General features: G+C 51.8%; 32 protein-coding genes. All 32 read right to left on the bottom strand.

Annotated features, from left to right (window positions below):
• Positions 1-17: 17 nt before the first annotated feature.
• The 32 genes from H7F31_RS22470 to H7F31_RS22625 all read right to left on the bottom strand — a co-directional run bounded on the left by H7F31_RS22470 (position 18) and on the right by H7F31_RS22625 (position 24,920).
• A complete protein-coding gene (locus tag H7F31_RS22470) occupies positions 18-992 on the bottom strand; it encodes a polyprenyl synthetase family protein (RefSeq protein ID WP_087566999.1) in 975 nt (324 codons plus the stop codon).
• Entirely contained in the window at positions 989-1,849 is an 861-nt protein-coding gene (locus tag H7F31_RS22475) for a menaquinone biosynthesis protein (RefSeq protein WP_187100621.1), read from the bottom strand. Before H7F31_RS22475 ends, H7F31_RS22470 begins: the two co-directional genes overlap by 4 nt.
• Positions 1,812-2,486: a UbiX family flavin prenyltransferase gene (locus H7F31_RS22480; RefSeq protein WP_261800103.1), complete on the bottom strand. Its 675-nt coding sequence runs from the start codon at positions 2,484-2,486 to the stop codon at positions 1,812-1,814. The genes H7F31_RS22475 and H7F31_RS22480 overlap by 38 nt, the downstream gene beginning before the upstream one ends.
• A complete protein-coding gene (locus H7F31_RS22485; protein ID WP_187100622.1) occupies positions 2,486-3,355 on the bottom strand; it encodes a UbiA-like polyprenyltransferase in 870 nt (289 codons plus the stop codon). Before H7F31_RS22485 ends, H7F31_RS22480 begins: the two co-directional genes overlap by 1 nt.
• A 5-nt stretch (positions 3,356-3,360) precedes the next feature.
• A complete protein-coding gene (locus H7F31_RS22490) occupies positions 3,361-4,074 on the bottom strand; it encodes a demethylmenaquinone methyltransferase (RefSeq protein ID WP_187100623.1) in 714 nt (237 codons plus the stop codon).
• A 4-nt stretch (positions 4,075-4,078) separates the two neighbouring features.
• A complete protein-coding gene (locus H7F31_RS22495) occupies positions 4,079-4,948 on the bottom strand; it encodes a heptaprenyl diphosphate synthase component 1 (protein WP_187100624.1) in 870 nt (289 codons plus the stop codon).
• A 104-nt stretch (positions 4,949-5,052) separates the two neighbouring features.
• Positions 5,053-5,655, bottom strand: a complete 603-nt coding sequence (locus tag H7F31_RS22500) for a hypothetical protein (protein ID WP_187100625.1) — start codon at positions 5,653-5,655, stop codon at positions 5,053-5,055.
• A 225-nt stretch (positions 5,656-5,880) separates the two neighbouring features.
• Positions 5,881-6,105, bottom strand: a complete 225-nt coding sequence (gene mtrB / locus H7F31_RS22505) for a trp RNA-binding attenuation protein MtrB (RefSeq protein ID WP_087567005.1) — start codon at positions 6,103-6,105, stop codon at positions 5,881-5,883.
• Between the two features lie 264 nt (positions 6,106-6,369).
• Positions 6,370-6,645, bottom strand: a complete 276-nt coding sequence (locus H7F31_RS22510) for an HU family DNA-binding protein (protein WP_087567006.1) — start codon at positions 6,643-6,645, stop codon at positions 6,370-6,372.
• A gap of 267 nt (positions 6,646-6,912) precedes the next feature.
• Positions 6,913-8,391: a stage IV sporulation protein A gene (gene spoIVA / locus H7F31_RS22515; protein WP_087567007.1), complete on the bottom strand. Its 1,479-nt coding sequence runs from the start codon at positions 8,389-8,391 to the stop codon at positions 6,913-6,915.
• 313 nt (positions 8,392-8,704) lie between these two features.
• The gene (locus H7F31_RS22520; protein ID WP_187100626.1) at positions 8,705-9,466 is read right to left on the bottom strand and encodes a hypothetical protein; all 762 of its coding nucleotides are present in this window, start codon (positions 9,464-9,466) and stop codon (positions 8,705-8,707) included.
• Positions 9,467-9,485: 19 nt separating this feature from the next.
• Positions 9,486-9,833 (bottom strand): 2Fe-2S iron-sulfur cluster-binding protein, encoded by a 348-nt coding sequence (locus H7F31_RS22525; RefSeq protein ID WP_087567009.1) that lies wholly within the window; start codon positions 9,831-9,833, stop codon positions 9,486-9,488.
• Complete coding sequence (locus H7F31_RS22530) at positions 9,785-10,429, bottom strand: nucleotidyltransferase family protein (protein ID WP_187100627.1); 645 nt, start codon at positions 10,427-10,429, stop codon at positions 9,785-9,787. Before H7F31_RS22530 ends, H7F31_RS22525 begins: the two co-directional genes overlap by 49 nt.
• A gap of 35 nt (positions 10,430-10,464) precedes the next feature.
• Positions 10,465-10,761: a 2Fe-2S iron-sulfur cluster-binding protein gene (locus H7F31_RS22535; protein WP_087567011.1), complete on the bottom strand. Its 297-nt coding sequence runs from the start codon at positions 10,759-10,761 to the stop codon at positions 10,465-10,467.
• Between the two features lie 52 nt (positions 10,762-10,813).
• Positions 10,814-10,993 carry a DUF2768 family protein gene (locus H7F31_RS22540; RefSeq protein WP_087567012.1) on the bottom strand — a complete coding sequence of 60 codons (180 nt, stop codon included), beginning with the start codon at positions 10,991-10,993 and terminating at the stop codon, positions 10,814-10,816.
• 180 nt (positions 10,994-11,173) lie between these two features.
• On the bottom strand, positions 11,174-11,449 hold the full coding sequence (locus H7F31_RS22545; RefSeq protein ID WP_187100628.1) for a stage VI sporulation protein F: 276 nt from the start codon (positions 11,447-11,449) through the stop codon (positions 11,174-11,176).
• A gap of 73 nt (positions 11,450-11,522) precedes the next feature.
• Positions 11,523-12,560 (bottom strand): NAD(P)H-dependent glycerol-3-phosphate dehydrogenase, encoded by a 1,038-nt coding sequence (locus tag H7F31_RS22550; protein ID WP_315970511.1) that lies wholly within the window; start codon positions 12,558-12,560, stop codon positions 11,523-11,525.
• A 5-nt stretch (positions 12,561-12,565) separates the two neighbouring features.
• Positions 12,566-13,162 (bottom strand): glycerol-3-phosphate 1-O-acyltransferase PlsY, encoded by a 597-nt coding sequence (gene plsY / locus H7F31_RS22555; RefSeq protein ID WP_246608691.1) that lies wholly within the window; start codon positions 13,160-13,162, stop codon positions 12,566-12,568.
• A 15-nt stretch (positions 13,163-13,177) separates the two neighbouring features.
• A complete protein-coding gene (gene der, locus H7F31_RS22560) occupies positions 13,178-14,500 on the bottom strand; it encodes a ribosome biogenesis GTPase Der (protein ID WP_087567016.1) in 1,323 nt (440 codons plus the stop codon).
• A gap of 123 nt (positions 14,501-14,623) precedes the next feature.
• Complete coding sequence (locus H7F31_RS22565) at positions 14,624-14,803, bottom strand: capping complex subunit for YIEGIA (RefSeq protein ID WP_087567293.1); 180 nt, start codon at positions 14,801-14,803, stop codon at positions 14,624-14,626.
• The gene (locus H7F31_RS22570) at positions 14,796-15,713 is read right to left on the bottom strand and encodes a YIEGIA family protein (RefSeq protein ID WP_187100629.1); all 918 of its coding nucleotides are present in this window, start codon (positions 15,711-15,713) and stop codon (positions 14,796-14,798) included. The genes H7F31_RS22565 and H7F31_RS22570 overlap by 8 nt, the downstream gene beginning before the upstream one ends.
• Before the next feature lie 4 nt (positions 15,714-15,717).
• Positions 15,718-16,362 carry a YphA family membrane protein gene (locus H7F31_RS22575; protein ID WP_187100630.1) on the bottom strand — a complete coding sequence of 215 codons (645 nt, stop codon included), beginning with the start codon at positions 16,360-16,362 and terminating at the stop codon, positions 15,718-15,720.
• Positions 16,363-16,479: 117 nt separating this feature from the next.
• Positions 16,480-17,730, bottom strand: coding sequence for a 30S ribosomal protein S1 (rpsA, locus tag H7F31_RS22580; RefSeq protein WP_087567019.1), 1,251 nt, complete (start codon positions 17,728-17,730; stop codon positions 16,480-16,482).
• 80 nt (positions 17,731-17,810) lie between these two features.
• Positions 17,811-18,386 carry a lysophospholipid acyltransferase family protein gene (locus H7F31_RS22585; RefSeq protein ID WP_187100631.1) on the bottom strand — a complete coding sequence of 192 codons (576 nt, stop codon included), beginning with the start codon at positions 18,384-18,386 and terminating at the stop codon, positions 17,811-17,813.
• Positions 18,387-18,389: 3 nt separating this feature from the next.
• Positions 18,390-19,088 carry a (d)CMP kinase gene (cmk, locus tag H7F31_RS22590; protein WP_087567021.1) on the bottom strand — a complete coding sequence of 233 codons (699 nt, stop codon included), beginning with the start codon at positions 19,086-19,088 and terminating at the stop codon, positions 18,390-18,392.
• 138 nt (positions 19,089-19,226) lie between these two features.
• The gene (locus tag H7F31_RS22595) at positions 19,227-19,424 is read right to left on the bottom strand and encodes a hypothetical protein (protein ID WP_187100632.1); all 198 of its coding nucleotides are present in this window, start codon (positions 19,422-19,424) and stop codon (positions 19,227-19,229) included.
• A 57-nt stretch (positions 19,425-19,481) separates the two neighbouring features.
• Positions 19,482-20,138 carry a flagellar brake protein gene (locus H7F31_RS22600; protein WP_187100633.1) on the bottom strand — a complete coding sequence of 219 codons (657 nt, stop codon included), beginning with the start codon at positions 20,136-20,138 and terminating at the stop codon, positions 19,482-19,484.
• Between the two features lie 300 nt (positions 20,139-20,438).
• Entirely contained in the window at positions 20,439-21,794 is a 1,356-nt protein-coding gene (ypeB, locus tag H7F31_RS22605) for a germination protein YpeB (protein WP_187100634.1), read from the bottom strand.
• Between the two features lie 157 nt (positions 21,795-21,951).
• Positions 21,952-22,110 carry a hypothetical protein gene (locus tag H7F31_RS22610; RefSeq protein WP_187100635.1) on the bottom strand — a complete coding sequence of 53 codons (159 nt, stop codon included), beginning with the start codon at positions 22,108-22,110 and terminating at the stop codon, positions 21,952-21,954.
• A 62-nt stretch (positions 22,111-22,172) separates the two neighbouring features.
• Positions 22,173-22,871 carry a glutamic-type intramembrane protease PrsW gene (prsW, locus tag H7F31_RS22615; RefSeq protein WP_187100636.1) on the bottom strand — a complete coding sequence of 233 codons (699 nt, stop codon included), beginning with the start codon at positions 22,869-22,871 and terminating at the stop codon, positions 22,173-22,175.
• 16 nt (positions 22,872-22,887) lie between these two features.
• A complete protein-coding gene (locus H7F31_RS22620; RefSeq protein WP_315970512.1) occupies positions 22,888-24,123 on the bottom strand; it encodes a Glu/Leu/Phe/Val family dehydrogenase in 1,236 nt (411 codons plus the stop codon).
• A gap of 185 nt (positions 24,124-24,308) precedes the next feature.
• Positions 24,309-24,920 carry a genetic competence negative regulator gene (locus tag H7F31_RS22625; protein ID WP_087567027.1) on the bottom strand — a complete coding sequence of 204 codons (612 nt, stop codon included), beginning with the start codon at positions 24,918-24,920 and terminating at the stop codon, positions 24,309-24,311.
• Between the last annotated feature and the right edge of the window lie 157 nt (positions 24,921-25,077).

The raw sequence follows: 25,077 nt of genomic DNA on the forward strand, positions 1-25,077 counted from the left end.
TTAATTGGTTGTTCACTTTAATAATTGCGTTTACCGACAAAATGCGCAATGTCGATTAAGTTCTTTTTCGCCGTAATGTTCGGCAATCCTTCTAAAGCTTGCAAAGACTTTGCGATATATCGATTCGCCATGGCGTCGGCAAGATCGCCGCCTTTGCTTCCGCGGATAAGCTCGATGGCTCGTCTGGCATCCCCTCTGCCCTCGCGCGAGCGGATCGAGGCGATCTCGCCAAGCAACGGCTCGCGAATGCGTTCGTCGCGCAACGCCAGTATAACGGGCAGCGTAATGTTGCCCTGTCTCATATCAGAGCCCGGCGGCTTGCCGATCTGCTTCTCTGTGCCGTATAGGTCAAGCAGATCGTCGCGAATCTGAAACGCCATCCCGACGTTGTAGCCGAACCGGTAAAGCGCATTCGAGACTTGCCGCTCGGCTCCTGCCGCAATCGCCCCCAGCTCGCAGCTAATCGCAATTAGCAAGGCCGTCTTCCGCCTGATACGGAGCAGGTAATTGCGAATGGATTGATCCGTGTTGAAGAAGTCGCGGATTTGCTCCATTTCGCCGATGCACATCTCGACAAGCGCTTTGGACAGCACCTGGTGAATAATAGGGTTCGGCAGTCTCGTCGCAATGGAGAGCGCCTTGCCGTGTATGTAGTCTCCGGTATACATCGCAATACGGTTATCCCATTTCGCCTTGACCGTGGGTTGCCCTCTGCGCGTCTCCGCATCATCGATGACATCGTCATGGACTAATGATGCCATATGGATCAGCTCAAGCGGCACTGCGATTTGTTTCATGACATCCAGCTTGTACTCGCCGAACTTGCCGGACAGCAATACGAATACGGGACGAATCCTTTTGCCGCCGGCCTTGAGCAGATGGGTCGAAGATTCCGACAGAAGGGCGTGGTCATCCGATACGCTTCGCTCCAGCTCCTGCTCGATCTGATTCAGATCGCCTTTCATCTTTGCATACAATTCTAATAGTTTCATTCATTCACCTTTTGGGGGATTTGATCTTCTAGAAAAGTAAAGCTGACTTCTCCCGGCAACAGACCAAGCTCGGTCGCGTATCGGAAGTACAACTGAAGCCCTCTCTGAAGCCTCTCGTCGAAATCGTAGCGCAATGCCTGGAAGTAGATGCGCCAGTAGGACTCGTCCCCTCCTAGCTGCGCGCATGCCTTCTCAACCAAATGCCCGGAATTGGCCACATTCGCCTCTCTGGTCCGAAGCATGGCGCGGTATAACGCATACACCTCTTCGCCGGCGGCTTCTATCGCTTGCCGTCTCGTGGCAACTACTGCATAGGTCATGCCGAGACCGGTCCACTCATTCCACAATTGTCCGAGATCCAACACCTGCATGCCCTGACAGTTACGAGAAGCGCGAATGGCTGGATCTCCGATCAGAAGCGCGGCATCGGCCGTCTCCAGCATGGTGTCCAAATCCGGCTCTGCGGGCAAGTATTCGGGTTCGCAGCCGTATCTCATTGTCATAATGATGCGGAGCAAGTTAACGGATGTAGCCGAAGTCGTCGTAACGGCTATGCTTGTCGGCCGCTTCTCTTCGATCGGCCGCTTTAGGAACAGCAGGATGGAATGGACGCGGCCTACCGAGCCGACGGACAGGCCGGGCAATAATATATAGTCTTGGGCGTTCGCTCCATACGAATACGATGATATGGCGGATACATCCAGCTCGCCTTGTTGCAGCATATGGTTTAGAGCGGCAGGGACTCTCGAGACCAGCTCGTAAGACAAGTCTCTGCTCTGCTCAGCCAACCCGTCGAACAAAGGCCATGCGTTCGCGTAATCAATCCTCCCGACGGCGATCCGGCGTCCCAGTGTCATGGTGTTCATCTCCCCATCTTCTGTACAAATCATGATCGATGTCTATGTTGTCCAGTACCTTGCCGACGAGGAAATCAATCATCTCTTCCATCGATTGCGGCTTGTAATAAAAGGCCGGCATCGCCGGCACGATCGTAACGCCCAGCCGTGCCAACGTTAACATGTTCTCCAAATGGATCGCATGCAGAGGCGTCTCCCGCGGCACAAGCAGCAGCTTGCGTCCTTCCTTAAGCATCACGTCTGCCGCGCGTGTCATAAGATCGTCCGAGATGCCATGCGCAATGGAGGACAGCGTTCCCATGGAGCATGGCATGATCAGCATGCCCTCCACCCGGAACGATCCGCTGGCGATCGCCGCGCCGATGTCGGCGTTAGGATAAAACACGAGCCGACCCTGGCTCAGCCAGTCGCCGAACCGACGTTCCAATGCGGCAGTTCGCTTGCTGGCTTCCCAGCCCAACTCTTCCTTGAGCACCCGCCAGCCCGCTTCCGTAATGACCAGATGAACCTCGTACTCATTTGCCAGAAGCTCTTCGATTAATCGAATGCCGTAGATGGCGCCGCTGGCGCCGGTAATGCCAACTACCCAGCGCCGGCGCCGCATGGCATCTTTGCTTGAACTTTTGCCTTTCTCCATTAGCCGAACACCACCAAATCGATAAAGGCAAATGCGAACAGCACAACGCTAAGCGTGCCGTTCATGCCAAAGAATGCTGTCTGTACGCGGGACAAGTCATGCGGTCGAACCATGTAATGCTGGTAAAATAACAGCGTTACGGACAAGAGCGCGCCAAACAGATAGAGCCAGCTGAGCTGCGTGCTGATGAACAGCAGGATAAAGCCGATCGCAGTAACGACGTGGAGACCGCGGGCAATCCATAGCGCGCGAGCAATGCCGAATCGAGCCGGAATGGAATGAATCCCCTCTCCCCTGTCGTATTCGAAATCTTGTGTCGCATAGATAATATCGAACCCGGCGATCCACAGCGCCACGGTGCCGTACAAGAGCCACGCCGATGCCGAGAACTCTCCCGTAACGGCTACCCAGCCCCCCAGCGGGGACAAAGCGATGGTCAAGCCCAGCACAATATGGCATAACCAAGTAAAACGTTTGGTATAAGAATAGATAACAAGGAAAAAGACGGCGATTGGCATCAGCTTCATCGCGATGGGCTCCAGATTGTAAGCCGCGATAAACAACAAAGCAAACGAGACGATAATGAACGCCACGACCTCAACCGACTTCAGCAGACCCGCCGGAATCGCGCGGTTGCTCGTGCGAGGATTTTTTTTGTCGATGGCGGCGTCGATGACCCTGTTTAGGCTCATCGCGGCGCTTCTTGCTCCGAACATAGCAAGCGTTACCCAGCCGATCTCGCTCCAGGACGGGAGGTGGCCGTTCATGGCGACTGATCCCAAAATAGCTCCAAGGAACGCGAACGGCAACGCGAACACCGTATGCTCGAATTTAATCATTTCCAAAATTATGCGCAGTTTGCGAATCATGACCCCTAATCAGTTCCCTTCGTTCCGATATGCAGCGCGGCAACTCCGCCGAAGAACAAATCAACCTTTGTCCTCTTCAATCCGGCTTGCTCATAAAGCGCAGTCAGGCCCTTGGAATCCGGGAATTGCTTAAGAGATTGGGGAAGCCACTGATATTCTTTGTGTTTGCCGGCCAACAGCTTGCCGAAAAGCGGCATGATTTTCTCGAAATAAAGATAATAAATGCCTTTAAAAGGCTGCCAAGTCGGCTTCGACATCTCCAGACAAACGACCAGGCCGCCCGGTTTGACGACGCGACGCATCTCCTTTAGCACCTGCAAATAATCGGGCACATTCCGAAGGCCGAAGCCAATCGTCGCGTAGTCGAAGGAATTGTCGGGGAACGGGAGCTCCATCGCGTTCCCCTTAACAAGCTTGATCGTATCCTGCAATTGAAGTTTCTTGATCTTCTCGGCGCCGACATCCAGCATATTCTGGCTGAAATCAAGACCTACGATGTTGCCATGGCCGCTTGCGCCAGCCAGATCAATCGTCCAATCGCATGTTCCGCAGCAAATATCAATCGCGCTTTGTCCGCGCTGCACGTTCATCTTCTTCATGGTGAACCTGCGCCAGGCTTTATGCCGGCGAAAGCTGATTACATCGTTCATGAAATCGTATTTCGGTGCGATCGTCTCGAACAAGGCGTGAACGTGACTTTTTGAAGAATTAGTATCCACGTGATCACCTCATCTCGTTAAGTGCCGGCATGTGACCGCCAGTGTTATTCGTAAGTCCGTTAGCGATTGCCGTCAACTCTCGTATCAGCTTGTCCGACTCCAGCCTGCCGATCGCTGTTTTCAGAGCGCTCAGGCCGCTCCCCAGCTTGGCGGCAAGAAGCTTGCGAACATCATACTTGTGTACAAGAGTAGCAATGTAATCCTGCTCATATACACCATCGGCAAGCCGATGACGTTCCTCCTCGTTCCCTACCTGAAGAAGATGCCAATACGCCCAGCTTCTGTCGAAGCGGTTGGCGTCTTCGCTGCGCTCCAGCTCTTCGATCGCTACCTCGCAGCGCGAGATGCCGCTCAGCAACTCCGGCCATACTCGCGACAGAGATCCTTCCAGCAAGCTGGCGAAGTGGCCGAACAGCTCGCTTTTGAGCTGCACGGCGTAGCCAAAATAATCGTCGGCGCCCAGCCTCATGCCGCGCATGCGGGAATATAAATTGACCTTCAAGCGATTGACCTCGCAGACGGCATCGCTCAGCTTTGTAATCATCCCGATCTGACCTGCCTTCGCCAGAAGCTGATAGAACCTCGCGCTGAAGTAATCGCCCGCCAGTACCTTCAGCTGCCTGGAGCGCATCTCTTTCTCCGTTTTTCTGCGCGTGTCCGTGTCGATCAGGTCATGCGTGTCCATCCCCATCTGAACAAGGGATACGACCGTCGTGTACAGCTCGCTATGCTCGCGGCTGTCATTCTCTTCGTTCAGAACGGCATAAAGAAGCCGCAGCCGAGGCTCGGCGGGCGGCGGCAGATCCGTATGTGTTTGTATCATATCATAATTGATGTAGCTTGATGTTAGTTCAGAAATACGGTATTTCGCCATAGATCGAAGCCTCCGGACAAGTGTAGCAGAATTGCCGCTCAATAATCTCACGCTATTATAGCACAACTTGCACCAAAGATCACATTATGCGCGCATAGCGTTCATCAATTTGCAACATCCTCCGGCTCGCCTGCTTCGGCAGGCGTTGGCAGCGCATCGGCCGAAAAACCGCTGACGGGTCCGAAGCGCGTCTCCCATGCTCGCGTAAAGCTAAGTCTGAGCCGCTGACGCCATACTTCGTCGTGCACGGGATCGGCATACGCCATGGATTGCAGCTCGTCTTCCAGCCAAGCATCGCTTCTGCGCAAGTCAATTGCCGCCAGCAATGTCTTGCGCTCTTCCCCGCGTTCGGAGATCCTGACGAGGAGACGTTCAATATTGGTTACTTCTCTGAACGCAAGCCCGGTCAGCTTCCCGATATCCGAAAACAGGGATTGCGGACGACTCTTCCCGGGAGACACAATCAGCTCCAGCGTCAGAACGTTTCCGTTCCATTCCGCGTGTCCCAGCTTCTCCCGCAGGGGCACCTCCGCCAAAATATCGACCAGATTAACATTCGTCAGTCTGTTGTTTTGTTCCGGGCGCATGACCGCCACTTCGCCTTTGGCGCGAGCTCCTTCATCGAACCATCCCATTACTACGGTCATCGCTAGCGTAATAAGCAGTGTCGCAAGGGCCGCAGTCAGCCATCCGTTCAACCTCTGCATCTTCATCCACCTTCCGGAGAGGATCTTCCTGTTCTACCCAGTCTGCACATGCAGGAAAGAGACCATACGCATATGCTTCTCCTCTCCATTGTACGAGCATGAAGGATGTAATATTCGACTCTGGGCGACGATCTCCGTTTCCAGGCAAAAAAAAAGAACCGAGGCACTGTAGGCGCTGCGATTCTTCCAGTCTAGCGTATTATGCTGCGGCGAGTCATCGCCGCCTTAGGAATCGGTTTCGACCGTGCCGTATTTGGTCATAACGGTCGCCTTTCCCCGGATCTTGATTGCCGAGGTATGATCGGTAAATTGGCAGATTAGCACTTCGTTGCGATCCAGCTTCTCCGTGTGGTGAAACTTCGTATCCTGGCCACGCGTCAGTCCGATGACCTGCACGCCTTGGTCCTTCGCCTTCACAACTATGTATTCCCCAACTGTCGGTTGCTCCATGATGATCTCCTCCGCCTTTCCCGTTATAAATGTAGTTCAAAAAGTCCGCTTTTGATCACGAAGTATGCCAGGAAGCGTACTCGACATCGAATATTGAATTCAGGCGAAACTTCCGGTGCTCACGTAGTTTCCACTACGCTCCGCTCCTCAGTTTCTACCTTCATCCAATCTTCTCGGTGCTGAAAACCGAACTTTTTGAACATGTACTTTTCAAATAAAAAAACGCTCAAACGATCCGTTCGAGCGTTCCGTATTGCTGAAACATTAATTGGATACAAGATCCTTGAGCGATTTGCCTGGTTTGAAAGCCGGCATTTTGCTGGCGGCAATATCGATCTCTTCGCCCGTTTGCGGGTTGCGGCCTTTACGGGCCTGACGTTCGCGAACCTCAAAGTTTCCGAAGCCGACGAGTTGCACCTTGTCGCCGCTTTGGAGAGCATCGGAAATCGCTTCGAACACGGCGTCAACCGCTTTCGTCGCATCCTTTTTGGACAGGTCGGACAATTCTGCTACTTTAGCGATCAAATCTGTTTTATTCATCTCTTCACCTCCTTAGGTATATAAAAACTTCTTATCCCTCTTATTCACCGAAAACTTCAAATATATACCTTTTGACCGAACAAACCTATAGTAATACAGCGGAAACACAATTTCAAGTGGGTAAACCCGTTTAAAGCCTATTCCGAGACAATTCTCATCTTCCTCATCCAAAAAAGACGAAAATCATGGTTTTTTTATGCAAAAGAGAGCCCTCTTTCAAGCTTCAACAGCTTGAGAGAGAGCTCTGCTTACATTCATGATGCGTGATTACAGGATGATGGCGATCAAGCCGCCCGAGCCTTCGTTAATAATGCGGCCCAGCGTTTCCTGCAGCTTGTAGCGGGCATTATCCGGCATAAGGGCGATTTTGCCCTGGATGCCTTCTCTGACGATGGAGTGCAGCGAACGGCCGAAAATATCGGACTCCCATATTTTGATCGGATCGTTTTCGAAGTCTTGCATCAAGTAGCGGACAAGCTCTTCGCTCTGCTTCTCCGTGCCGATGATCGGCGCGAACTCGGACTCCACGTCGACGCGGATCATATGGATCGAAGGCGCAGTCGCTTTGAGTCTCACCCCGAATCTCGATCCTTGGCGAATGAGCTCCGGCTCGTCGAGCGCCATCTCCGCCAGCGACGGCGCTGCGATGCCGTACCCCGTCGTTTTGACCATCTCCAGCGCTTCCGCAAAGCGGTCGTATTCCCGTTTCGCATGCGAGAAGTCCTGCATAAGCTGCAGCAGGTGATCCTTGCCGCGAATTTCGACGCCGACAACCTCCATGAGAATGCGGTCGTACAATTCATCCGGAGCATACAAATCGATCTCCGCGACCCCTTGGCCCATGTTCATGCCGCTGAGGCCGGCTCGCGCGATAAAGTCGTAGTCCATGAACTGCGCGACAACGCGCTCCACGTCCCTCAGCCTGCGAATATCCTTCACCGTGTCTCTTACGGAATTCTCGTAGTTGCTGCGAAGCCAGTGATTGTCGTTGAGCACCATGACCCAGCTTGGCAGATTGACGTTCACTTCATGCACGGGGAACTCGTAGAGCACCTCGCGCAGGACGGCCATGCCTTCCTCTTCGCCCATCGTGGCCACGCTTAAAGCCATAACGGGAATGTCGTATTTGGCTTGCAGCTCGCTTCGAAGCTGCTGCGTCTCATCCGACTTCGGTCTTGTTGAGTTAATAATCAGCACGAAAGGCTTGCCGACCTCTTTTAACTCCTCAATAACGCGCTCCTCGGCGACGACGTAAGAGTTTCTCGGAATTTCCGCGATGGAACCGTCCGTTGTAACAACGACTCCCAGCGTGGAATGCTCCTGAATGACCTTCCGCGTGCCGATCTCGGCAGCTTCCTGGAACGGGATCGGCTCCTCGAACCAAGGTGTTGTAATCATGCGAGGACCGTTCTCGTCCTCATATCCTTTTGCGCCTTCCACGGCATAGCCGACGCAATCGACAAGCCTGACGTTTACGTCGAGCCCTTCTGCGACCTTGAGCTGCACGGCCTGATTCGGCACGAATTTTGGCTCTGTCGTCATAATCGTTTTGCCCGCGGCGCTTTGCGGCAGTTCGTCGACGGCCCGAATACGGTCCGATTCGTTCACGATGTTGGGAAGCACGACCGTCTCCATGAACCGCTTAATGAAGGTTGATTTGCCCGTCCGGACCGCGCCTACCACACCGAGGTAAATATCCCCGCCGGTTCGTTCGGCTATGTCCTTGAAAATGTCTACTTTCTCCACTGAATATCCCCTCCCAATTGATTTTCCGGTTCGCCGCCTTCCACCGGACAAGAGGGCAGGCCAGCGACGCAACTCGTACATGCTTTCGGACTATTAACATCTTATGTTGGGACTGTCCAATTATGCCGTTTTCCTTCTACGAAATCTTTTTTCCCATTGTTGCCTGCGTCAGCTTCCCTTCCAAATGCGAGAACATCCTATCCAAGATTGAAATATATGAACCATGTAAGAAAACTATGACGGAAGGCAGCGGCAGCATGCAAAAAAAATTCCCTCGCAGGCATAAGCCCGCAAGGGAATTGATGTAAAGCGGTTAAGGTTGAATAGCGACAGGCTCGCCGTCAACAAGCTTGTAAGCCGGCGATTTGACGGGAACATAATCAGAAGAATCCACAAGCAGCGATCTCAAATCTATGTTTTCTTCGTAGGAAGCTTCGCCGTTTCTCTCCAAAAGCTGCATAATATCAATGCCGTAATCCGTAAATACGGTGCCGTCTTCATCCACGATTGCCCTCTGGGACGTACCGGAGTAAACGCTCGTAATGATCGGTTCTTTTTGCTTCATCTTGTCGTAATCGATCTCATAGAACCCGGGATAGATAGAATCGCCCTTAGGCACGGCGGTATTCTCTTTTATGTACGCATTCACCCAGTTCTGAATGTCGTTGATTCGCTGCGCCGTGACGATATCCATCAGCTTTACGCGCGGTTCCGTCTCTTCATCGAGAATCAGAAAATAATAATGACCTCCGCCTTCGAACGAAGCGGCGGGAACGTCGCTTATGTATCCTTTTGCCTGCAGCTTGCCGAAGTCGATCAAATATTTTTCGTAGACGGGTACGGACTGGGAGCTGTTCTTGATTGGAAGCAGTTGCAGCTCGTCATAATACTGATCAATGGCACCCTGCACGTTGCGGATGGCTTCTTTGGGCGCCACCTTCCCCTTCAAGCGCTCCTTGGGATACATGCATCCGCTTAGAGACAGAGCGACAAGCACGGTCGCCAAACAAACGAACGCCGCGCGGATCCAAAGTTTGCCGCGCATCGCTTGCGCGGCTTTTGTTGCCGTATCCATCGTTAAATGCTCCTCCTTGCTACCATAGCTCATCTTCTAATTCCTTCTGTCTGGCCAATTGCCTTGCTACGGCAGCTTTAAGCGGATCAAGCGGCAGATCAACCTCTACTCGGCCTGTTACCCTAGTCTGGCAGGACAGACGAATTCCTTTTTCGTCCAGCCCGGCCAGCTTGCGCCGCTCAACGTCGCCGATAGGCTGCAGCTCGCTGCCTGGTCGGACGGTTACCTTGCACATAAAGCATGCAGCCTTGCCGCCGCAACGGGTCGCGATAGCTATGCCGGCGCGCTTGGAAGCATCCAGCACGCTGGTTCCTCGCCTTACACGAACGGACTTGCCGCTGGGCCAGAAGACGACTTCAGCATCCATTGTTCTTCACCTGCTTCCGATTGACCTAACCAGCCATGTACCTCGTCGATCGCGAGCGGACTAAACGTGTTTCTGTCCTCGATCGCAGCCAATGCCCCCTGATGCCGGGTTGGGTTAGCGGCATAGGCTTCGGTAATCATCCTGACACGATCCGGCCGTCCTCTCAGCGCGTTGAACCATAGCTCATGCGCTAGCGGAACGACTACGGCGGCAGGGAGACTTTCCTCCACCATAACGGGAAAACCATTAGGTATCAGCACTTGCCGCACTTCCGTCCAATAAGAGCATTGGAAGGCCGAGACACGAAATCCGCTGACCAATTCCACGCGTACGCCTTCCAACTCATAATGACTAAGGGTGGATCGATAGATCGCCGTTTCGCTGTATGCCGCTTCGTCGACCGCGAACGGCCGCAACCGTTCATAAAGCTCCCGGCTGTCTTCTTCGTCGCAATACAGATCGAGGTCACGCGGTTTGGCGGGCAGCGACAGACCTCTGAGCAACAGCCCCGCACTGCCCCCTACGACCCACTTTTCGTTTCCCGCAAGCCTGATAATGGCAGCCAGCGCCTTCTTGATTTCTGCCTTCTCCGTCATAGCTGCACATCCTTCGAACTTGTTAATTCTGTATATCAGAAATACGTTTTGTTCATGGCCGCGATCCGGCCGGCTCCATCCTTTACTATGGCCTGGCAGCCCAGGCGGAATCCTTCCTCGAATTCCTCCGGCTCCAACCGGTCCCATTCTTCGTCGGTGACGTCTTCAAGATACTCCAATCCCTCCGTGACAAGGCAACGGCATCTTGCGCAAGTGCCCCGCGTACAAGAAAAACTGAAGTCAACGCCATGTTTCATCGCGTGATCCAGCAGCGACAGCCCGGATTCCGCTTCCACTTCTTTCGTTATCGTTCTACCCTTAAGTTCAATCATTACGTTACGCGTCCTTTCTCCCGCCAGCTCTTCATTCCTTATGTAATTGCCCCTAGATTATAGAGAAGAAACCATAAATAAATCCGAATACGAGCAATATAAAGGCGACAATCGACAGAACAAGCTTTACGACGCCTTTGGTCTTTACCCGGGCAAACGTAATCACGAACGCTGCCAGCGCCATCAAGCCGATGCCGATAAACGACACCCACATCTTTGTCATTGCATCCATTGTATGACCATTCTCCTAATCTGCTTCGATATCATCCTCATCCATTATAACACCCGTCATAAGTCGGCGCACATGTTACCCTGTCCGCAATTCTGACAAAAATGAGACAAAAAGCCATGGCAAGGCCCCTGTGACCCGAGAGACCGTCTCTCGCAGGAGCTTCCATGGCTTTGACCCACACTACTTTTTGAGCATCATCTTGACTAAAGATTCCATGCTCGACGGATTCATTCCGCTCGCTTTAACGGCTTTCACGATATCGTTCACGGTCGATTCCGGCACTTTGATCTTTGCCATGTCGGCGACTTGCTTTACCAGTTTGCGCAGCTCCGCTTCATTTTGGAGCGTGCTTGCATCTACGCCGCTTGCCAGCTTTTTGACCGCATTTTCCGAGATGTTTTTGCCCGCTTTTTTGTTGATGGCGCCGAGCACATCTTTGGGAATTCCTTTGGACAATGACTTCACCCTCCTCATGTGTTGCGCTCATGACATCATATGAGAAGGGTTAGCAAGTGGTGTAGGCGGCAAGCTACGCAAGCGGTTCGATCTCGTGAGTCTTTAGCCGTCCCATCAGCTCGCCGACGGCGTCCTCAGGCGATTTGCCCTGGAATAACACCGCGTAAAGCTGAGTAGAAATAGGCATCTCCACATGATATTGCTTGGACAATTCGTATGCGGCGCGTGTCGTACGAACGCCTTCGACGACCATGCCCATTCTCTGCAGCACATCCTCGAGCGGCGAACCATCGGCCAGCATGGAGCCCGCGCGCCAATTACGGCTATGCGTGCTTGTACAGGTTACGACCAGGTCGCCTACGCCTGCCAAGCCGGCGAATGTCAGAGGATTGGCCCCCATTGCAGCGCCCAGTCTTCCAATCTCCGCAAGGCCGCGCGTAAGAAGGGCGGCTTTTGCATTGTCCCCGAACCGGAGTCCGTCCGACAGTCCAGCTCCCAGAGCAATAATGTTCTTGATAGCTCCGGCGACCTCCACTCCCACAACGTCCGAGTTCGTATAGACGCGGAATGCATTGTTCATGAACGCATCCTGAGCCCGCTCTGCCTTATCCGTCTCTTCTGAAGCGACTACGACGGTTGTCGGTTGCTTTCGAATGACCTCTTCGGCGTGGCTCGGACCGGACAAGACGACGATAGACGATTGAGGACGTCCCAGTTCCTCCGCCAGCACGGAAGACATCCTCTTTAGCGTATCGGTCTCGAAACCTTTTGTCGCATGGACAATTAGCGTGTCCTTGCCTAGATAAGGAGACGCTTGCCCAGCCACCTGGCGCATTGCGCCGGAAGGAGCCACGAACAATGCAAGCTCCGCGCCCGCAAGCGCCGTTTCCATGTCGGTTGTTGCCTTAAGACCGGCAGGCAGCTCCGCATCAGACAAATATTTGGCGTTTCGTCTAGTAGCATTAATTTCTTTAGCCTGCTCCTCGTTTCGAGTCCACAAGCTGACCTTATATCCATTGGAAGCAAGCACGGACGCAAGCGCCGTACCCCAGCTTCCTGCAACCAGTACAGCGGCTTTACGCACTCCTGATGAGCTCTCGTTGATCGTCATGTCCTTCAAGCCTCCTTCTTAGCACCAAGCTTGTTCTCCGTCCCTTGCGCCAGCTTTACGATATTGGTCCGATGACGCAGGAAGGAGAATGCGCAAATCGCCAACGCTCCTGCAAGCAGAGGCCAGGAAAAGTCCAGCCAAATAATGAACAGCGGCGTCAGAGCCGCAAAAATAAGCGAGCCAAGCGACACGTAGCGGGTAATCGCTATGATGGCGATGGCCACGATGCCGGCATACAGCGCAGGGAAAAACGCCAGCGTCGCGATGACGCCGACTGCCGTCGCAATCCCTTTGCCTCCTTTAAAGCGGAACCAGATCGGCCAGTTGTGGCCGATAATGGCCGCAAGGCCGCATAGAACGGGCGTCCAGGCTCCATCGCTAAGCGCGTACCCGATGGCGATTGCCGCAATGCCTTTGGCAATGTCGAGCAAGAAGACAAGAATGCCAGGACCTTTGCCCAGCACGCGAAGCGTATTGGTCGCGCCGGCATTGCCGCTGCCATGCTGCCGGATGTCGATTCCCTTGACCAACCTGGCGATAACGATGCTAAATGATACCGAACCTAACAAATAGCTAAGTACAACCGCGATAATATCAAACACCGATTCCATTCTCCCCTAGTCTTCGTCGGATTTGCGACGCGTGTAGATACGCACCGGCGTTCCTTCGAAATCGAATGCTGCACGAATCTTGTTTTCCAGATAACGCTCGTACGAAAAGTGCATAAGCTCAGGATCGTTAACGAAACAGACGATCGTCGGAGGTTTCGTCGATACTTGCGTCACGTAATTAATACGCAAACGCTTGCCTTTGTCCGATGGCGGAGGATTAATCGCCACCGCGTCGGAAACAACATCGTTAAGCAAATGCGTCTGAATACGAAGCGCATGCTGCTCCGACACATGATTGACTACCGGCAAAAGCTTATGTAAACGCTGTTTCGTCAGTGCGGACAGAAAGACGACCGGCGCATAAGTCATAAACAGGAAGTGGTCGCGAATGCTCTGCGTGAAATGCTGCATCGTCTTGTCGCTTTTATCAACGATATCCCACTTGTTCACGACAAATACCGAGGCTTTTCCAGCCTCATGAGCGTAACCGGCAATATGCTTGTCCTGCTCGATAATGCCTTCTTCTCCATTGATAAGCACGAGCACTACATCCGCTCGCTCAATAGCTTTCATTGCGCGCATTACGCTGTACTTCTCCGTGGATTCGTACACTTTGCCGCGCTTGCGCATGCCTGCCGTATCGATCAGCACGTAACGCTGGCCATCATGCTCAAACGGCGTATCGATGGCGTCGCGGGTCGTGCCCGCCACGTTGCTTACGATAACGCGGTCTTCCCCGAGAAGCGCATTGACTAGCGAGGACTTGCCGACGTTAGGACGTCCGATCAACGCCACTCGTATTACATCCTCATCGTAGCCGTCGTCTTCCAGCTCGGGGAGCAGATCCGTTGCCGCATCCAGCAGATCGCCGATCCCGATGCCATGCGAACCGGAAATCGCAATGGGTTGACCGAAGCCCAAGCCATAAAATTCGTAAACGTCATCCATCCGATTTTCGTTGTCCACCTTGTTAACGGCAACAACGACGGGCTTGCGCGAACGGAACAGCATCTGCGAGACCTCTTCGTCCGAATGCGTAAGACCGGTCTTGGCATCCACCATGAAAATAATAACGTCCGCTTCCTCGATAGCCAGCTCGGCCTGCATGCGGACGGACTTCATAATTTCGTCTTCGCCATCTATCTCGATGCCGCCGGTGTCCACAATGCTGAACGGCTTGCCGTTCCATTCTCCCGTGCCGTACAGACGGTCGCGGGTTACTCCCGGCTTGTCCTCAACAATTGCCAGCCGATCGCCGATGACTCTGTTGAATATGGTCGACTTCCCCACATTCGGTCGTCCGACGATGGCAATAACGGGTCTAGCCATAGTAGGTTTTCAACTCCTTAAAAGTTTGCGAAGCAAACTTACTTCGTAAGCATCGTTTCACAAGTCAAAATTCTCACGTTACTCATCATAGCAAAAAAGTACGCTCTTGGCTAACATTTCATATTACCGATGGTTCACCAGGATGATGGAGCCGTTTTTTAAATCATGAGCGCTCGCATCCAAAATTTTTTCCAGCAAAAAGGACGTTGCCTGCAGTTCCGTCTCATCCCGTGCAATAAAGATCGGCGCTCCGCCCGCCACGGCATCGCTTCTGACCGATACTACGGCTATAATCTCAGCTATGGGAATCACCCTCCAACTGGTTGACTTGCGCTTCCGTCGGCATGCGTACTGCCGATTCCATAATTGGCACTCGTTTAATGATCTCGACACCTTTGCCCCGCTCTCGATCTTGCGGGATGAGGAATACCGCCAGTCTGCCGTCCTTCATATCCAGCTTCGCCATGGGAATGAGGGCCGGCTCGCCGTCATCCCGGTAGACGCCTAGTATAGTCGCCAGATCATACAGAATGGCTTGTCTTTGGCCGAGATTGGTCAACGTGACCTTGGCATTGGGATTACGGGGCGTCAGCACAAATCCGATACCCCGCTCCGCGATAATCTGCTGATTTTCCTTCAAGCCTACATTCATGATGTAGATATCGTCCACAAAGAGATCCGGACCGTCCATTTTAACCGCAGCGATCTTGACCCCTGCTATATGATCTATCGAGCGGCCCGACTTCAGTTTCATAACAATGATAAGCGACAGGACTCCGGCTCCCAATCCATACCAGAAACTAAGCAGGATCGCGAACAAGCTGGTGACGAGAGCCGACATAATGACCAAATAATTGCGTCCTTCAAAAACCATGGCTATTCCTTCTATATAAGTAGAACCTCTGCTGACCAGCTCCATGCTATCGATCTTCGTTAGCGTCTCACGTTCCATCTTGCGTACATCCCGAAATTGCTGTGCAGCAAGCGTCAGGAAAGTGATGGCCGTATAATCCTTGTTAAACAAGGCCGGGACGGCAACCGCTCCAAGCGCTGCAGCGATTACCCCTAAGGAGATATGGATAATTCTTCCATGAGGGTATGTTGGGTATTGCCGATAATCCGTCTTCAGCATGAGTAATCTGGCGATAATGCCGAATGCGATACCCAACAGCACACCCGTTAAATGGCGATTCTGTTCCATATAGTGAAGCATGCCTTTACTCTCCTCCTTTACCCAGCCTGCTCATCGTCCGGACCATAATGGCTGCCGATCGCTTGACGCCATAAACAGCAAGCGAGCATCCAAAAGCTGCGGTTGCGGCAATGCTCAATGAATCCCACCATTGGATAGAACCAACAGCCGCCTTATAAACTCCGTGATCCAGCCAAGCGCATATGATTTCGCCCAGAACGCTCCCCCATAACAATGCTCCGCATTGATATCGGATATTGAGTGTGAACAAAGGGCACAACAATCCGCAAAATAGCGAAGCATTCCAGGCCGGCTCCAGCCAGTACAATATGGGATCATGCGTGTACAGGCTTCGGATGCTGCCCCAAATAATCGACAGCATGAGTGCGCACAACATCAAATAACTTCTCTGTCCTTTATTGGCGTTATTCGCCAGCGCAAGCAGACTCCCTGCTAACAAGACAGCGACGATAACATGAATTCGCACCGTAGGCAATGACTCCGAAAATGGCGACCACCAGTACTCCGTATAAGCGGCAATCGCAACCGCTATCCCCAGCACAATAACGCCTAACGTTCCTAGTCTAGGCGCCAAGTAAGGTTTCCACCCTGTCGCAAATAAAATAACGATGATTATACTTAACCAGATGGTAACATAACCGGGAATCATAAGTTCTCACCTCTTATATTCCCTATTATGGCCTAAAGCAAAGAGGCTATTCCCGTTTGCAACGGGAATAGCCTTTTCTAGTGGTAACGTCATTGAACTGGAATGACGCCGCAATATTTACTTAAGTTTGCTGAGTTTGTCGCCGAAGCGCTCGCCCAGGGAGTAGCTCATGCTGGAGCTATTAAGGCTGACGTTAGGATTGTTGATCTCTTCCATCTTAGGAGCACGAGGTGCTCGCGGTCCGCGATCACGATCTTGTCTTGGAGCTGCTTCTGATTGTTCAGGAGCCTCTTCCGTTTCTTTGATGCTCAGGGATACGCGCTTCTCGGCAGGATTGAAGTCAAGAACCTTAGCCTTCACTTCTTGGCCTTCCTTAAGAACCTCGAATGGTGTCGCAACATGGCGGTGAGCGATCTGGGAAATATGAACCAGACCTTCTACGCCCGGAGCAATCTCAACGAATGCGCCGAATGTTACGATACGGCGAACCGTACCCGTTACAATATCGCCAATGTTGAATTGGCCTGCAGCGGAATCCCAAGGACCTGGTTGAGCCGCTTTGATGCTGAGGCTGATTTTGCCTGCGGACGGATCTACTTTAAGTACTTTGACACGTACCGATTGTCCTTCGGATACAACATCCTTAGGATGAGCGACATGCTGCCATGACAGCTCGGATACGTGAACAAGACCGTCGATGCCGCCGATATCTACAAATGCGCCGAACGGAGTCAGGCGTTGAACCGTACCCTCAAGCTCTTGGCCCACTTCAAGGTTGTTCATGATTTGCAGTTTGTTTTGTTCGAATTCCGCGTCCAATACTTCTTTCTGGGACAAAATCACTTTTTTGTTTTCAAGATCCAGCTCCTTCACTTTAACGCGAAGCGTACGACCTTTGTAGTCGCTGAAGTCTTCGACGAAGTGACGCTCAACCATGGATGCAGGAATAAATCCGCGAACGCCAACGTCCGCAACAAGTCCGCCTTTAACCACGTCGGCAACCGTTACTTCGAAGATCTCGCCGCTCTCGAAACGTGCTTGGATCTCTTCCCAGCCCTTAGCGGAATCCACAAGTTTCTTGGACAACACAAGGCTTTCTTTGTTGTCGTCGATGCTTACGACTTTCAGTTCAACTTCTTGACCGACTTGAACCGCATCGCCTGCGTTCTCAAGCTGTACGGAAGAAAGTTCGCGAAGCGGAATAACACCGTCATATTTATATCCAAGGCTTACGTAAGCTTGGTTATCTTCGATTTTGACGATTGTACCCTTGACGGAGTCGCCTTTCTTCAAAGAAACGAAATTATCCATTGCGTCCTGGCTCACTTCCTCCGCAACGGTTTCTTGCACATTGATCTCTTCTGACATTGAAATAACCTCCTCAGTTCTAACCCCAACTTTATTTAAACCCGGCGCCGATCTCTCAGGCAACCGGCATTTAAAACACCTTAACGATTCTGTGCTGCGAGCTGGCCGATGCGTTCCATGACAGCATCCGTTACCTGCTCGAGCATATCCGGAGAAGATTCGTGAATGATAGCTGTAAGATCAAGCGGCTCTCCGTAACAGACCCTTGTCTTGCGAAATAATCGATACCCGCCAACGATTGCAACCGGAACGATGGTCGCCCCGCTTCGAACGGCAATCATTGCCGCGCCTTTTTTGGCTGCGCCAGGCGTCTTGCGCGATCCCTCCGGAAATATCCCGAGGACGTTGCCTTCCTTTAGCAAGGTGATGGCGGACTTGATTGCATCCTTGCTGACGCCTCCTCGTTTTACCGGGAAAGCACCGAACGCACGGATTAAGGGGCCGAACACAGGCACCTTAAACAATTCTTCCTTCGCCATGAAGTTAACCTTGCGCGGCACCAATACGCCGATTGTAGGCGGATCCAGATTGCTGATATGATTGGATGCGAGAATGACGGGGCCATCCTTCGGGATATGATGCAATCCCCTGGCTTCCAATCGGAACAACAGCCGATACAGCACCCGGAGCATAAAGCGGAATAAGAGGTATAACATAGTTTACTTCGCCTCCGCCAATTTGGTTCTGCTCAATCGTACGATGGTTGCAACAACTTCGTCGATCGTCATTCCGCTGCTGTCCAGCTCGATAGCATCGGAGGCTTGGATCAATGGGGCAATCTCGCGGCTGGCATCCAGCCTGTCCCGCTCCGCGATCTCGGCTTCCAGTTGCTCTAACGGTACAACATCAACGCCGCTCAATTCCCTGTGCCTGCGGCTCGCACGTTCCCTTACCGATGCGGTTAGGAAAATTTTCAGCTCGGCATTAGGCAATACATGAGATCCGATATCCCGGCCATCCATGACGACTCCCTTGCGTTCCGCAAGTTCCCGCTGCATGCGACCCAGCACTTCCCTGACGATTCCGCTGGCTGCGAAATGCGATACCTGCCTCGTCACATCCATGGAACGAATCTTATCCGTCACTTCTTCGTCGTCTACAAAAACGGATTGCCCGCTCTCGCCGGGTTCCAGCCGAATTCGGATGTCTTTCATCAGCTTGCCCAGCTGCTCTTGCTCGTTCGCCGCAATCGCCAAGCGCTGCGCGCTGTACGTTACGGCCCGGTACATCGCGCCGGTATCGATGTACACATACCCTAATTGCCCGGCGACCAACCTGGCAACCGTGCTCTTGCCCGCGCCTGCCGGCCCGTCAATCGCAATGTTAATGCGGTCGCTGTCGCCATCTTGCTGCGCCACTTGCGGTCTACCTCCTTTGAATCAGGACGGCCTCTCCTCTCCGAGTCCGGCCAAGGCCGGCGTTCAAAGAAAAAGCAGGCATTGCCTGCGAACGTGAAAATTATACCACACTATGCCTCGATATGCAAAAGAGAAGCGCTAGTTCAGGCGGGTTCCTTCCCACCGATCAGCGCTTGACAGGACGAGTCTAATGTAGTCGTTTTGGATGGCCAGCTGAGCCAAAAGAAGGGTGACAAGCAAGATTACGATGACTTTAATCAGCCTCCGGCTGACTATGTCGAGCCAGTTGACGAGCCGCTTCCGGGTTACGGCGTTAACCTGTTTTTTTAGTGTCATGGGAACATCTCCAACTTTATGTGTTAAGGATATGTTCCCACGCAGTCCCTCTATTATTCATCGATTCCGATATTCCAGCTGCTTCTCGAAGCAGAAACGGATAATTTTTTGACGTTCTGAGTCGCTGATGCTGAGATACTTGATCATGACCTGCTTACGGCCGGATTCCAGCACGTTGACCCTGATGACCTCCGCTGTAAAGGAGACATGTTCAATCGTGCCATTTTTGTACGGCACAAGCAGCCAGCACTCCAGCACGTTCTCGCTTTGCAAACCCCGCTTTCCGTCGCATACAAAGGAGATTCCCCCGCCGCCAACATCGTCCGTCCTGCATAGGAAACGCTCGTGACTGCCGACCTTGACCGCAAGTTCCAGCTCCGCGGGAACCCGAAGGAAGCTTCTTCGCTGCACCTTCGTCATTTTGTCCGGATCGGGACGAAGAATTTTGACTAATCTCACTGAGCCGTCTTCCTTGAAACCGATGACATGCGAGTCAAAAAAATGTTTTACGCCCTCGGGCGACAGGAAATAAACCGACATCTCGTCCCCAAGGAACAATCTCTTCAACCGTCCCGACTTCTCATTAAGCGGATATTCGATCAGAAGCCCGCTCTCGTCCTCGTCGGCAATTCTAGAGCGGTATTCCTGCGCAGCCTCCGCCTCATCGGAAGAAGCGATCTGATAGTATAACATCCCGTTAACTTTTGGCAACAAATTGTTTCCCTCCCATATATCAGCCATTATAGCATGCCGATAAAAAGGGAGCTATAAGAGGTAATTCAAAAAGTCCGCTTTTGATCACGAAGTAAGCCATGAAGCCTACTCGACATCGAATATTAAATTCAGGCGAAACTAAGCGTATGCTTTCGAAGTATGTTTCCTCCGGAAACATTGCAGTTGCTCACGTAGCTTCCACTACGCTCCGCTACTCAGTTTCTACCTTCTTTTAATCTTCTCGGTGCTGAAAACCGAACTTTTTGAACTTTCATTATTACAAAATTTGCGCCGTTCGACTTACGATTCCGTCGTTTTTTCGTCTTCCATGGTCATTTGCTCGATCGTTTCCTCTATCCCGTTTAGAGCATTGATATAAATTTTGTACATGGAGCCGTTAATGGCGCCGGTGTACTCATAGCACAATACTTCCTCGCCCATCTCGTTCTCGATCAAAGCCAACTGCTCGCTTTTTACTTTCAAGTTGGGGTTGATCGCTTTTCGTGCTTCCTCTTTGGTCATAATGGGACTTGGAAGCTCGCGGGTATGATGCTCATATACATAATCGTTGGCTTGCAGCCCCAACGTCTCTCCATTGTCGAGCGCTACTTTCACCGTCACCTTCTCGGGATAGATCAAAACTCCGTTCTGAACGCCGACATACGTAAAGCTTCCGGAATTCCCATACATATCATAACTTACGGCCTTCATCCCTTTGAAGCCGAACTCATCGAGGAATTTGTCGGCAGATGCTTTCGCTTGCTCGAAGTTGATCGCTTTGGCACCAAGCTCGCGGTTTTTCATCAGCCATAACAGTTGGCCGCCCTTTTGCGTAAAATCCATTTGGACTTTTTTATCAGCATCAGCGGCATTCGCTACAGCGGAGAACGAAGCATACTCCGAGCCTTGCCCGTTTTCGCTCACCTCGACCGAAGCCTCGTCAACCTTCATGAACTTTGCAGCTTTGCGCTTCACATCCTCGGGCTTAACGAACTCCCCGCCTAACATCTTGATGGTCCGTTTCTCGTACATGTGGCTTACGGAAGGCCCCCAGTTCAGCTCTGGATAAGCTCCGACCTTCTCGTTCATGGACCTTAGACCGTCGACGATTACGTTAGCGCCGCTTCCCTGATCGGCCGCAATGGCTACCTCGACGTCCATCCAACGCAAATTGTTGGTTAGCACATCCGCTTGCATATGATCCAGATCTTTGGATATTTCATTCGATTTGTCATATAGCGCTTTTAGCGTTTTGAATTCCTCGTCCGTCAATGGATTTTTGGTCAAGTCGCGAACTGCCGTCTTATAGGCGAAGTTCGAAATATGCGACAGAAAATCCTCTGCTTCCGTAAACGGAAGATAGGATAGCGGCAACTGGCTGATCTCATTCTGTGCCTGGCTCGTCAATCTCCAAGCGTTGATCAAGCCTTTTCGATGATACCCCATTGAAGTAGAGTTGACAGCCAGCGTATTGCCGAGCTGCTCATGGAGCTTGTCCATATGGAACGCGAGATTGTGGAACGCCCGCTGATATTGATTCTCCGCTTTGATCAGAATTGAATTTTTCTCCTGATGCTCCTGATACCCCCAATACACCGCGCCGATCAATAAAATCGTAACAAAGGGGAACATAATGGAACTAAGTCTTCGATACATGCAAAAAGCTCCTTTCGGGTAGCCAAACTTGTCCATAGTTTGGATTACCAAAAGAAGCTTTATGCAAAGGTAATTAAAAAATTCACTTTTGATCACGAGGTTTTTCCTCTCGGTGCTGAAAAGCGATTTTTTTAACTTTCATTGAAATGACAATCCCTTAAAACCCCGGATGTTCTTCGATGTCGAGATCGTCGGCGTTGTTGCAGATGCATTGCTTAAAACCCGTATCGATGTAATCCTTGTCCCGTCTTCCCCGCAATACGAATTTCTCGCCGCATACATTGCAGCGAATCGTCACTTTCACTCTTGCTTCCATGCCTGCTTCCTCCTGCTAGCTTTTGAACTGCCTCATGTATAGGAACAGTATGGACGAATCTGTCAGGATTTAACCTCTTCTTCTCTGGTGACAAGCCTGAAAGGCGACTTCGCGTTGGCCGAATTCATCTTGTGCAGGCCCCATGCCCAGAGCCCGATCATAAACGGCACAATGACCCAAATCCAGTTCTGTTCCACGGACATGAGAATGAGATCATAAAACCCATGAAGCAGGAATGGCAGCGCGAACGAGATTGAAAGAAATAATCTCATCTTCTTGCGGGTTCCCGCGAATTTGGCTTTGCCCAAATAATAGCCCATCATGACGCCAAACAGAGCATGTCCCGATACCGGCAACATGGCACGGGCCAGCAAAGATCCGAATGATGACGGCGTATAAATCGCGTACAATACATTCTCCAGCGTGGCGAAACCAAGAGAGATGGATGCCGCGTACAAAATGCCATCGTATGGCTCGTCGAATTCGGTATGATTATAGATGACGTGGTATAGGATGAACCACTTCAGAAATTCCTCGACTGCTGCGGAATGGATAAATGAAGCAACAAACGTCCCGTTGCCAAGCCAAATTTCCAATCCACGCTGTACCACCATGATCGGCACAACGACCAGCACGCCGAGTACGAACATCCGTACGACAATATGAATCGGTTCCGCCTCGTATTTGTCCCTCAGGTACAAGTACGTAAGGAGAGAGATGCCCGGCGCGATCGCGGCAGCCAATATGGAGAATAACAGCATGACTTCCCTGCTTTCTTTACACCCACCCGCGGAAACGAACCGCTTCCGCCATCTTCCGGACGCCCGACATATAAGCAGCGAGCCGCATATCGACCTTGCGAGTCTGGTGGATTTCGTATACATTCTCAAATCCGCGAATCATCATCAGCTTAAGCTTGTTGTCGATCTCGGATTCATCCCAATAATAACCTTGATTGTTCTGGACCCACTCGAAGTAGGAAACAATTACACCGCCGGCGCTTGCCAACACGTCCGGAACAAGCAAAATGCCCCTTTCCGTTACAATCCTCGTAGCTTCCAGCGTCGTTGGGCCGTTGGCTGCTTCGACGATGATGGAGGCGCCGATTCGAGCTGCGTTCGCCTCCGTAATCTGATTTTCGATCGCAGCAGGTACGAGCACGTCGCATGGCAGCTCAAGCAGCTCCTCGTTCGAGATCGTCTTCGGAAACAGATTGGTAACATTGCCAAAGGAATCGCGCCGATCAAGCAGATGCGGAATATCCAGTCCTTCTTTATTATACAACGCTCCATTGACATCCGAAATACCAATTACTGACGCGCCGCTCTCATGCATGAATTTGGCAAGGTAGCTCCCCGCATTGCCGAACCCTTGAATGACGATCCTCGCGCCTTCCAGCGGAATCCCCTTGAGGCGCAATGCTTCGTGAATCATGATGACGACGCCCCGCGCGGTCGCAGTCTCCCTGCCTTTGGAGCCTCCCAACACGATAGGCTTGCCCGTAATAAAGCCAGGAGAATCGAATTCCCGAATCCGGCTGTATTCATCCAACATCCAGGCCATAATCTGAGAATTCGTCATGACATCAGGGGCTGGAATGTCCTTGGTTGGTCCTACAATCTGGCTGACGGCCCGCACATAACCCCGGCTAAGCCGTTCCAATTCGCGGAATGACATTTTCCGAGGATCGCAAATGACTCCCCCTTTACCGCCGCCATACGGCAAGTCGGCAATTCCGCATTTGAGACTCATCCAGATGGACAGCGCCTTGACTTCCTTCTCCGTAACAGCCGGATGGAAGCGGACGCCTCCTTTAGTGGGACCAACGGCATCATTATGCTGAGAACGGTACCCGGTAAACACCTTCGTCGTCCCATCATCCATGCGTACGGGAATTCGTACAGTCAACAGTCGAATGGGCTCCTTCAGCAGCTCAATCATATCATCGCCGTATCCGAGTCTGCGCAGAGCTTGCTCGATCACAACCTGAGTCGAATGCAATACATCGTTCATCATTATCCCATCCTGTTCTTCGGCCATAGTTTTCTTTAAGTATGAGCATGGCAACGCAGCCCTATTCTGCATCGTATGCTGGAACCTGCATTGTCAAGACGAAAAAAGAACATCCCGCCGAAATCGGATACGGATGCTCTTCAGGTTTTGGAATATCATGCTGGATGATACGTACTCGGCAGGAATTATGAAAGGAAATGACTGCATATTTCGCGAATGGCATTCTCGGGCATAATCGTCTTGCCGTATTCCTCCAAAACCGCAAATGTAACGGAAGTCGCTTCTCCGTATTCCGCCAGCAAGGCAATAACGGCGTGGAAACGATTCTGCTCCAACTCTGCAGGATCGATGGCCAGAATGTACTTTCCCTTGTAGGCGTACAACACGCCGCCTTCGCTTAGGCCAGAAGATTGAAGCTGTGCCGCAGCCGCAATGACATCTTCGAAATCGCGGAATGCGTACATAACCACATCCGTCTGCTCCATGGTCACTTCCATATCGTATATGTCATCTTCCAACTCATCTTCCTCTTCTGCAGCACCGCGCTGTTCGTTCACTTTCCCGCGGGTAATGATGATTACCATTCCCTGTGCGGGCATGGCCAACACCTCAACCGCCAGTGGACCGCTGGCATCGAAGCCTAGCTCGGTATACGCCTGTTCCATCATCTCCAAGAATAGCTCATGAAGCTTCGGAGGTTCCCGCCACATATCATCCTTATGGATCCCCCGTTCAAGCAAGTCGTCGAACGTCAAGAAAATCCGTATCTTGTCCTGACTAAGCCGTTCGATTTTCATGACAGGATCCTCCTCTGTAACGTCTGTCGTAATAGCTTATGAATCAATTTGTCAAGAGTGAATAAAATGGACTCATAAAGAGGTTGTTCATAATGCTATGCCTTTACTTTATCATGTCTGAGTGGCGTTTGCACTAATTATGGGCGAAAAAAAGAAG

Source organism: Paenibacillus sp. PAMC21692, assembly GCF_014303795.1.
In the GTDB taxonomy this organism is placed as follows: domain Bacteria; phylum Bacillota; class Bacilli; order Paenibacillales; family Paenibacillaceae; genus Pristimantibacillus; species Pristimantibacillus agaridevorans.

Excerpts from the sequence above, each read along its gene's own strand:
- H7F31_RS22470 (WP_087566999.1), bottom strand. The coding sequence starts at position 992 with ATGAAACTATTAGAATTGTATGCAAAGATGAAAGGCGATCTGAATCAG.
- H7F31_RS22475 (WP_187100621.1), bottom strand. The coding sequence starts at position 1,849 with ATGACACTGGGACGCCGGATCGCCGTCGGGAGGATTGATTACGCGAAC.
- H7F31_RS22480 (WP_261800103.1), bottom strand. The coding sequence starts at position 2,486 with ATGGAGAAAGGCAAAAGTTCAAGCAAAGATGCCATGCGGCGCCGGCGC.
- H7F31_RS22485 (WP_187100622.1), bottom strand. The coding sequence starts at position 3,355 with ATGATTCGCAAACTGCGCATAATTTTGGAAATGATTAAATTCGAGCAT.
- H7F31_RS22495 (WP_187100624.1), bottom strand. The coding sequence starts at position 4,948 with ATGGCGAAATACCGTATTTCTGAACTAACATCAAGCTACATCAATTAT.
- H7F31_RS22500 (WP_187100625.1), bottom strand. The coding sequence starts at position 5,655 with ATGCAGAGGTTGAACGGATGGCTGACTGCGGCCCTTGCGACACTGCTT.
- mtrB (WP_087567005.1), bottom strand. The coding sequence starts at position 6,105 with ATGGAGCAACCGACAGTTGGGGAATACATAGTTGTGAAGGCGAAGGAC.
- H7F31_RS22510 (WP_087567006.1), bottom strand. The coding sequence starts at position 6,645 with ATGAATAAAACAGATTTGATCGCTAAAGTAGCAGAATTGTCCGACCTG.
- H7F31_RS22520 (WP_187100626.1), bottom strand. The coding sequence starts at position 9,466 with ATGGATACGGCAACAAAAGCCGCGCAAGCGATGCGCGGCAAACTTTGG.
- H7F31_RS22525 (WP_087567009.1), bottom strand. The coding sequence starts at position 9,833 with ATGGATGCTGAAGTCGTCTTCTGGCCCAGCGGCAAGTCCGTTCGTGTA.
- H7F31_RS22530 (WP_187100627.1), bottom strand. The coding sequence starts at position 10,429 with ATGACGGAGAAGGCAGAAATCAAGAAGGCGCTGGCTGCCATTATCAGG.
- H7F31_RS22535 (WP_087567011.1), bottom strand. The coding sequence starts at position 10,761 with ATGATTGAACTTAAGGGTAGAACGATAACGAAAGAAGTGGAAGCGGAA.
- H7F31_RS22540 (WP_087567012.1), bottom strand. The coding sequence starts at position 10,993 with ATGGATGCAATGACAAAGATGTGGGTGTCGTTTATCGGCATCGGCTTG.
- H7F31_RS22550 (WP_315970511.1), bottom strand. The coding sequence starts at position 12,560 with ATGACGATCAACGAGAGCTCATCAGGAGTGCGTAAAGCCGCTGTACTG.
- der (WP_087567016.1), bottom strand. The coding sequence starts at position 14,500 with ATGGCTAGACCCGTTATTGCCATCGTCGGACGACCGAATGTGGGGAAG.
- H7F31_RS22570 (WP_187100629.1), bottom strand. The coding sequence starts at position 15,713 with ATGCTTCACTATATGGAACAGAATCGCCATTTAACGGGTGTGCTGTTG.
- H7F31_RS22575 (WP_187100630.1), bottom strand. The coding sequence starts at position 16,362 with ATGATTCCCGGTTATGTTACCATCTGGTTAAGTATAATCATCGTTATT.
- rpsA (WP_087567019.1), bottom strand. The coding sequence starts at position 17,730 with ATGTCAGAAGAGATCAATGTGCAAGAAACCGTTGCGGAGGAAGTGAGC.
- H7F31_RS22585 (WP_187100631.1), bottom strand. The coding sequence starts at position 18,386 with ATGTTATACCTCTTATTCCGCTTTATGCTCCGGGTGCTGTATCGGCTG.
- H7F31_RS22595 (WP_187100632.1), bottom strand. The coding sequence starts at position 19,424 with ATGACACTAAAAAAACAGGTTAACGCCGTAACCCGGAAGCGGCTCGTC.
- ypeB (WP_187100634.1), bottom strand. The coding sequence starts at position 21,794 with ATGTATCGAAGACTTAGTTCCATTATGTTCCCCTTTGTTACGATTTTA.
- H7F31_RS22610 (WP_187100635.1), bottom strand. The coding sequence starts at position 22,110 with ATGGAAGCAAGAGTGAAAGTGACGATTCGCTGCAATGTATGCGGCGAG.
- prsW (WP_187100636.1), bottom strand. The coding sequence starts at position 22,871 with ATGCTGTTATTCTCCATATTGGCTGCCGCGATCGCGCCGGGCATCTCT.
- H7F31_RS22620 (WP_315970512.1), bottom strand. The coding sequence starts at position 24,123 with ATGAACGATGTATTGCATTCGACTCAGGTTGTGATCGAGCAAGCTCTG.
- H7F31_RS22625 (WP_087567027.1), bottom strand. The coding sequence starts at position 24,920 with ATGAAAATCGAACGGCTTAGTCAGGACAAGATACGGATTTTCTTGACG.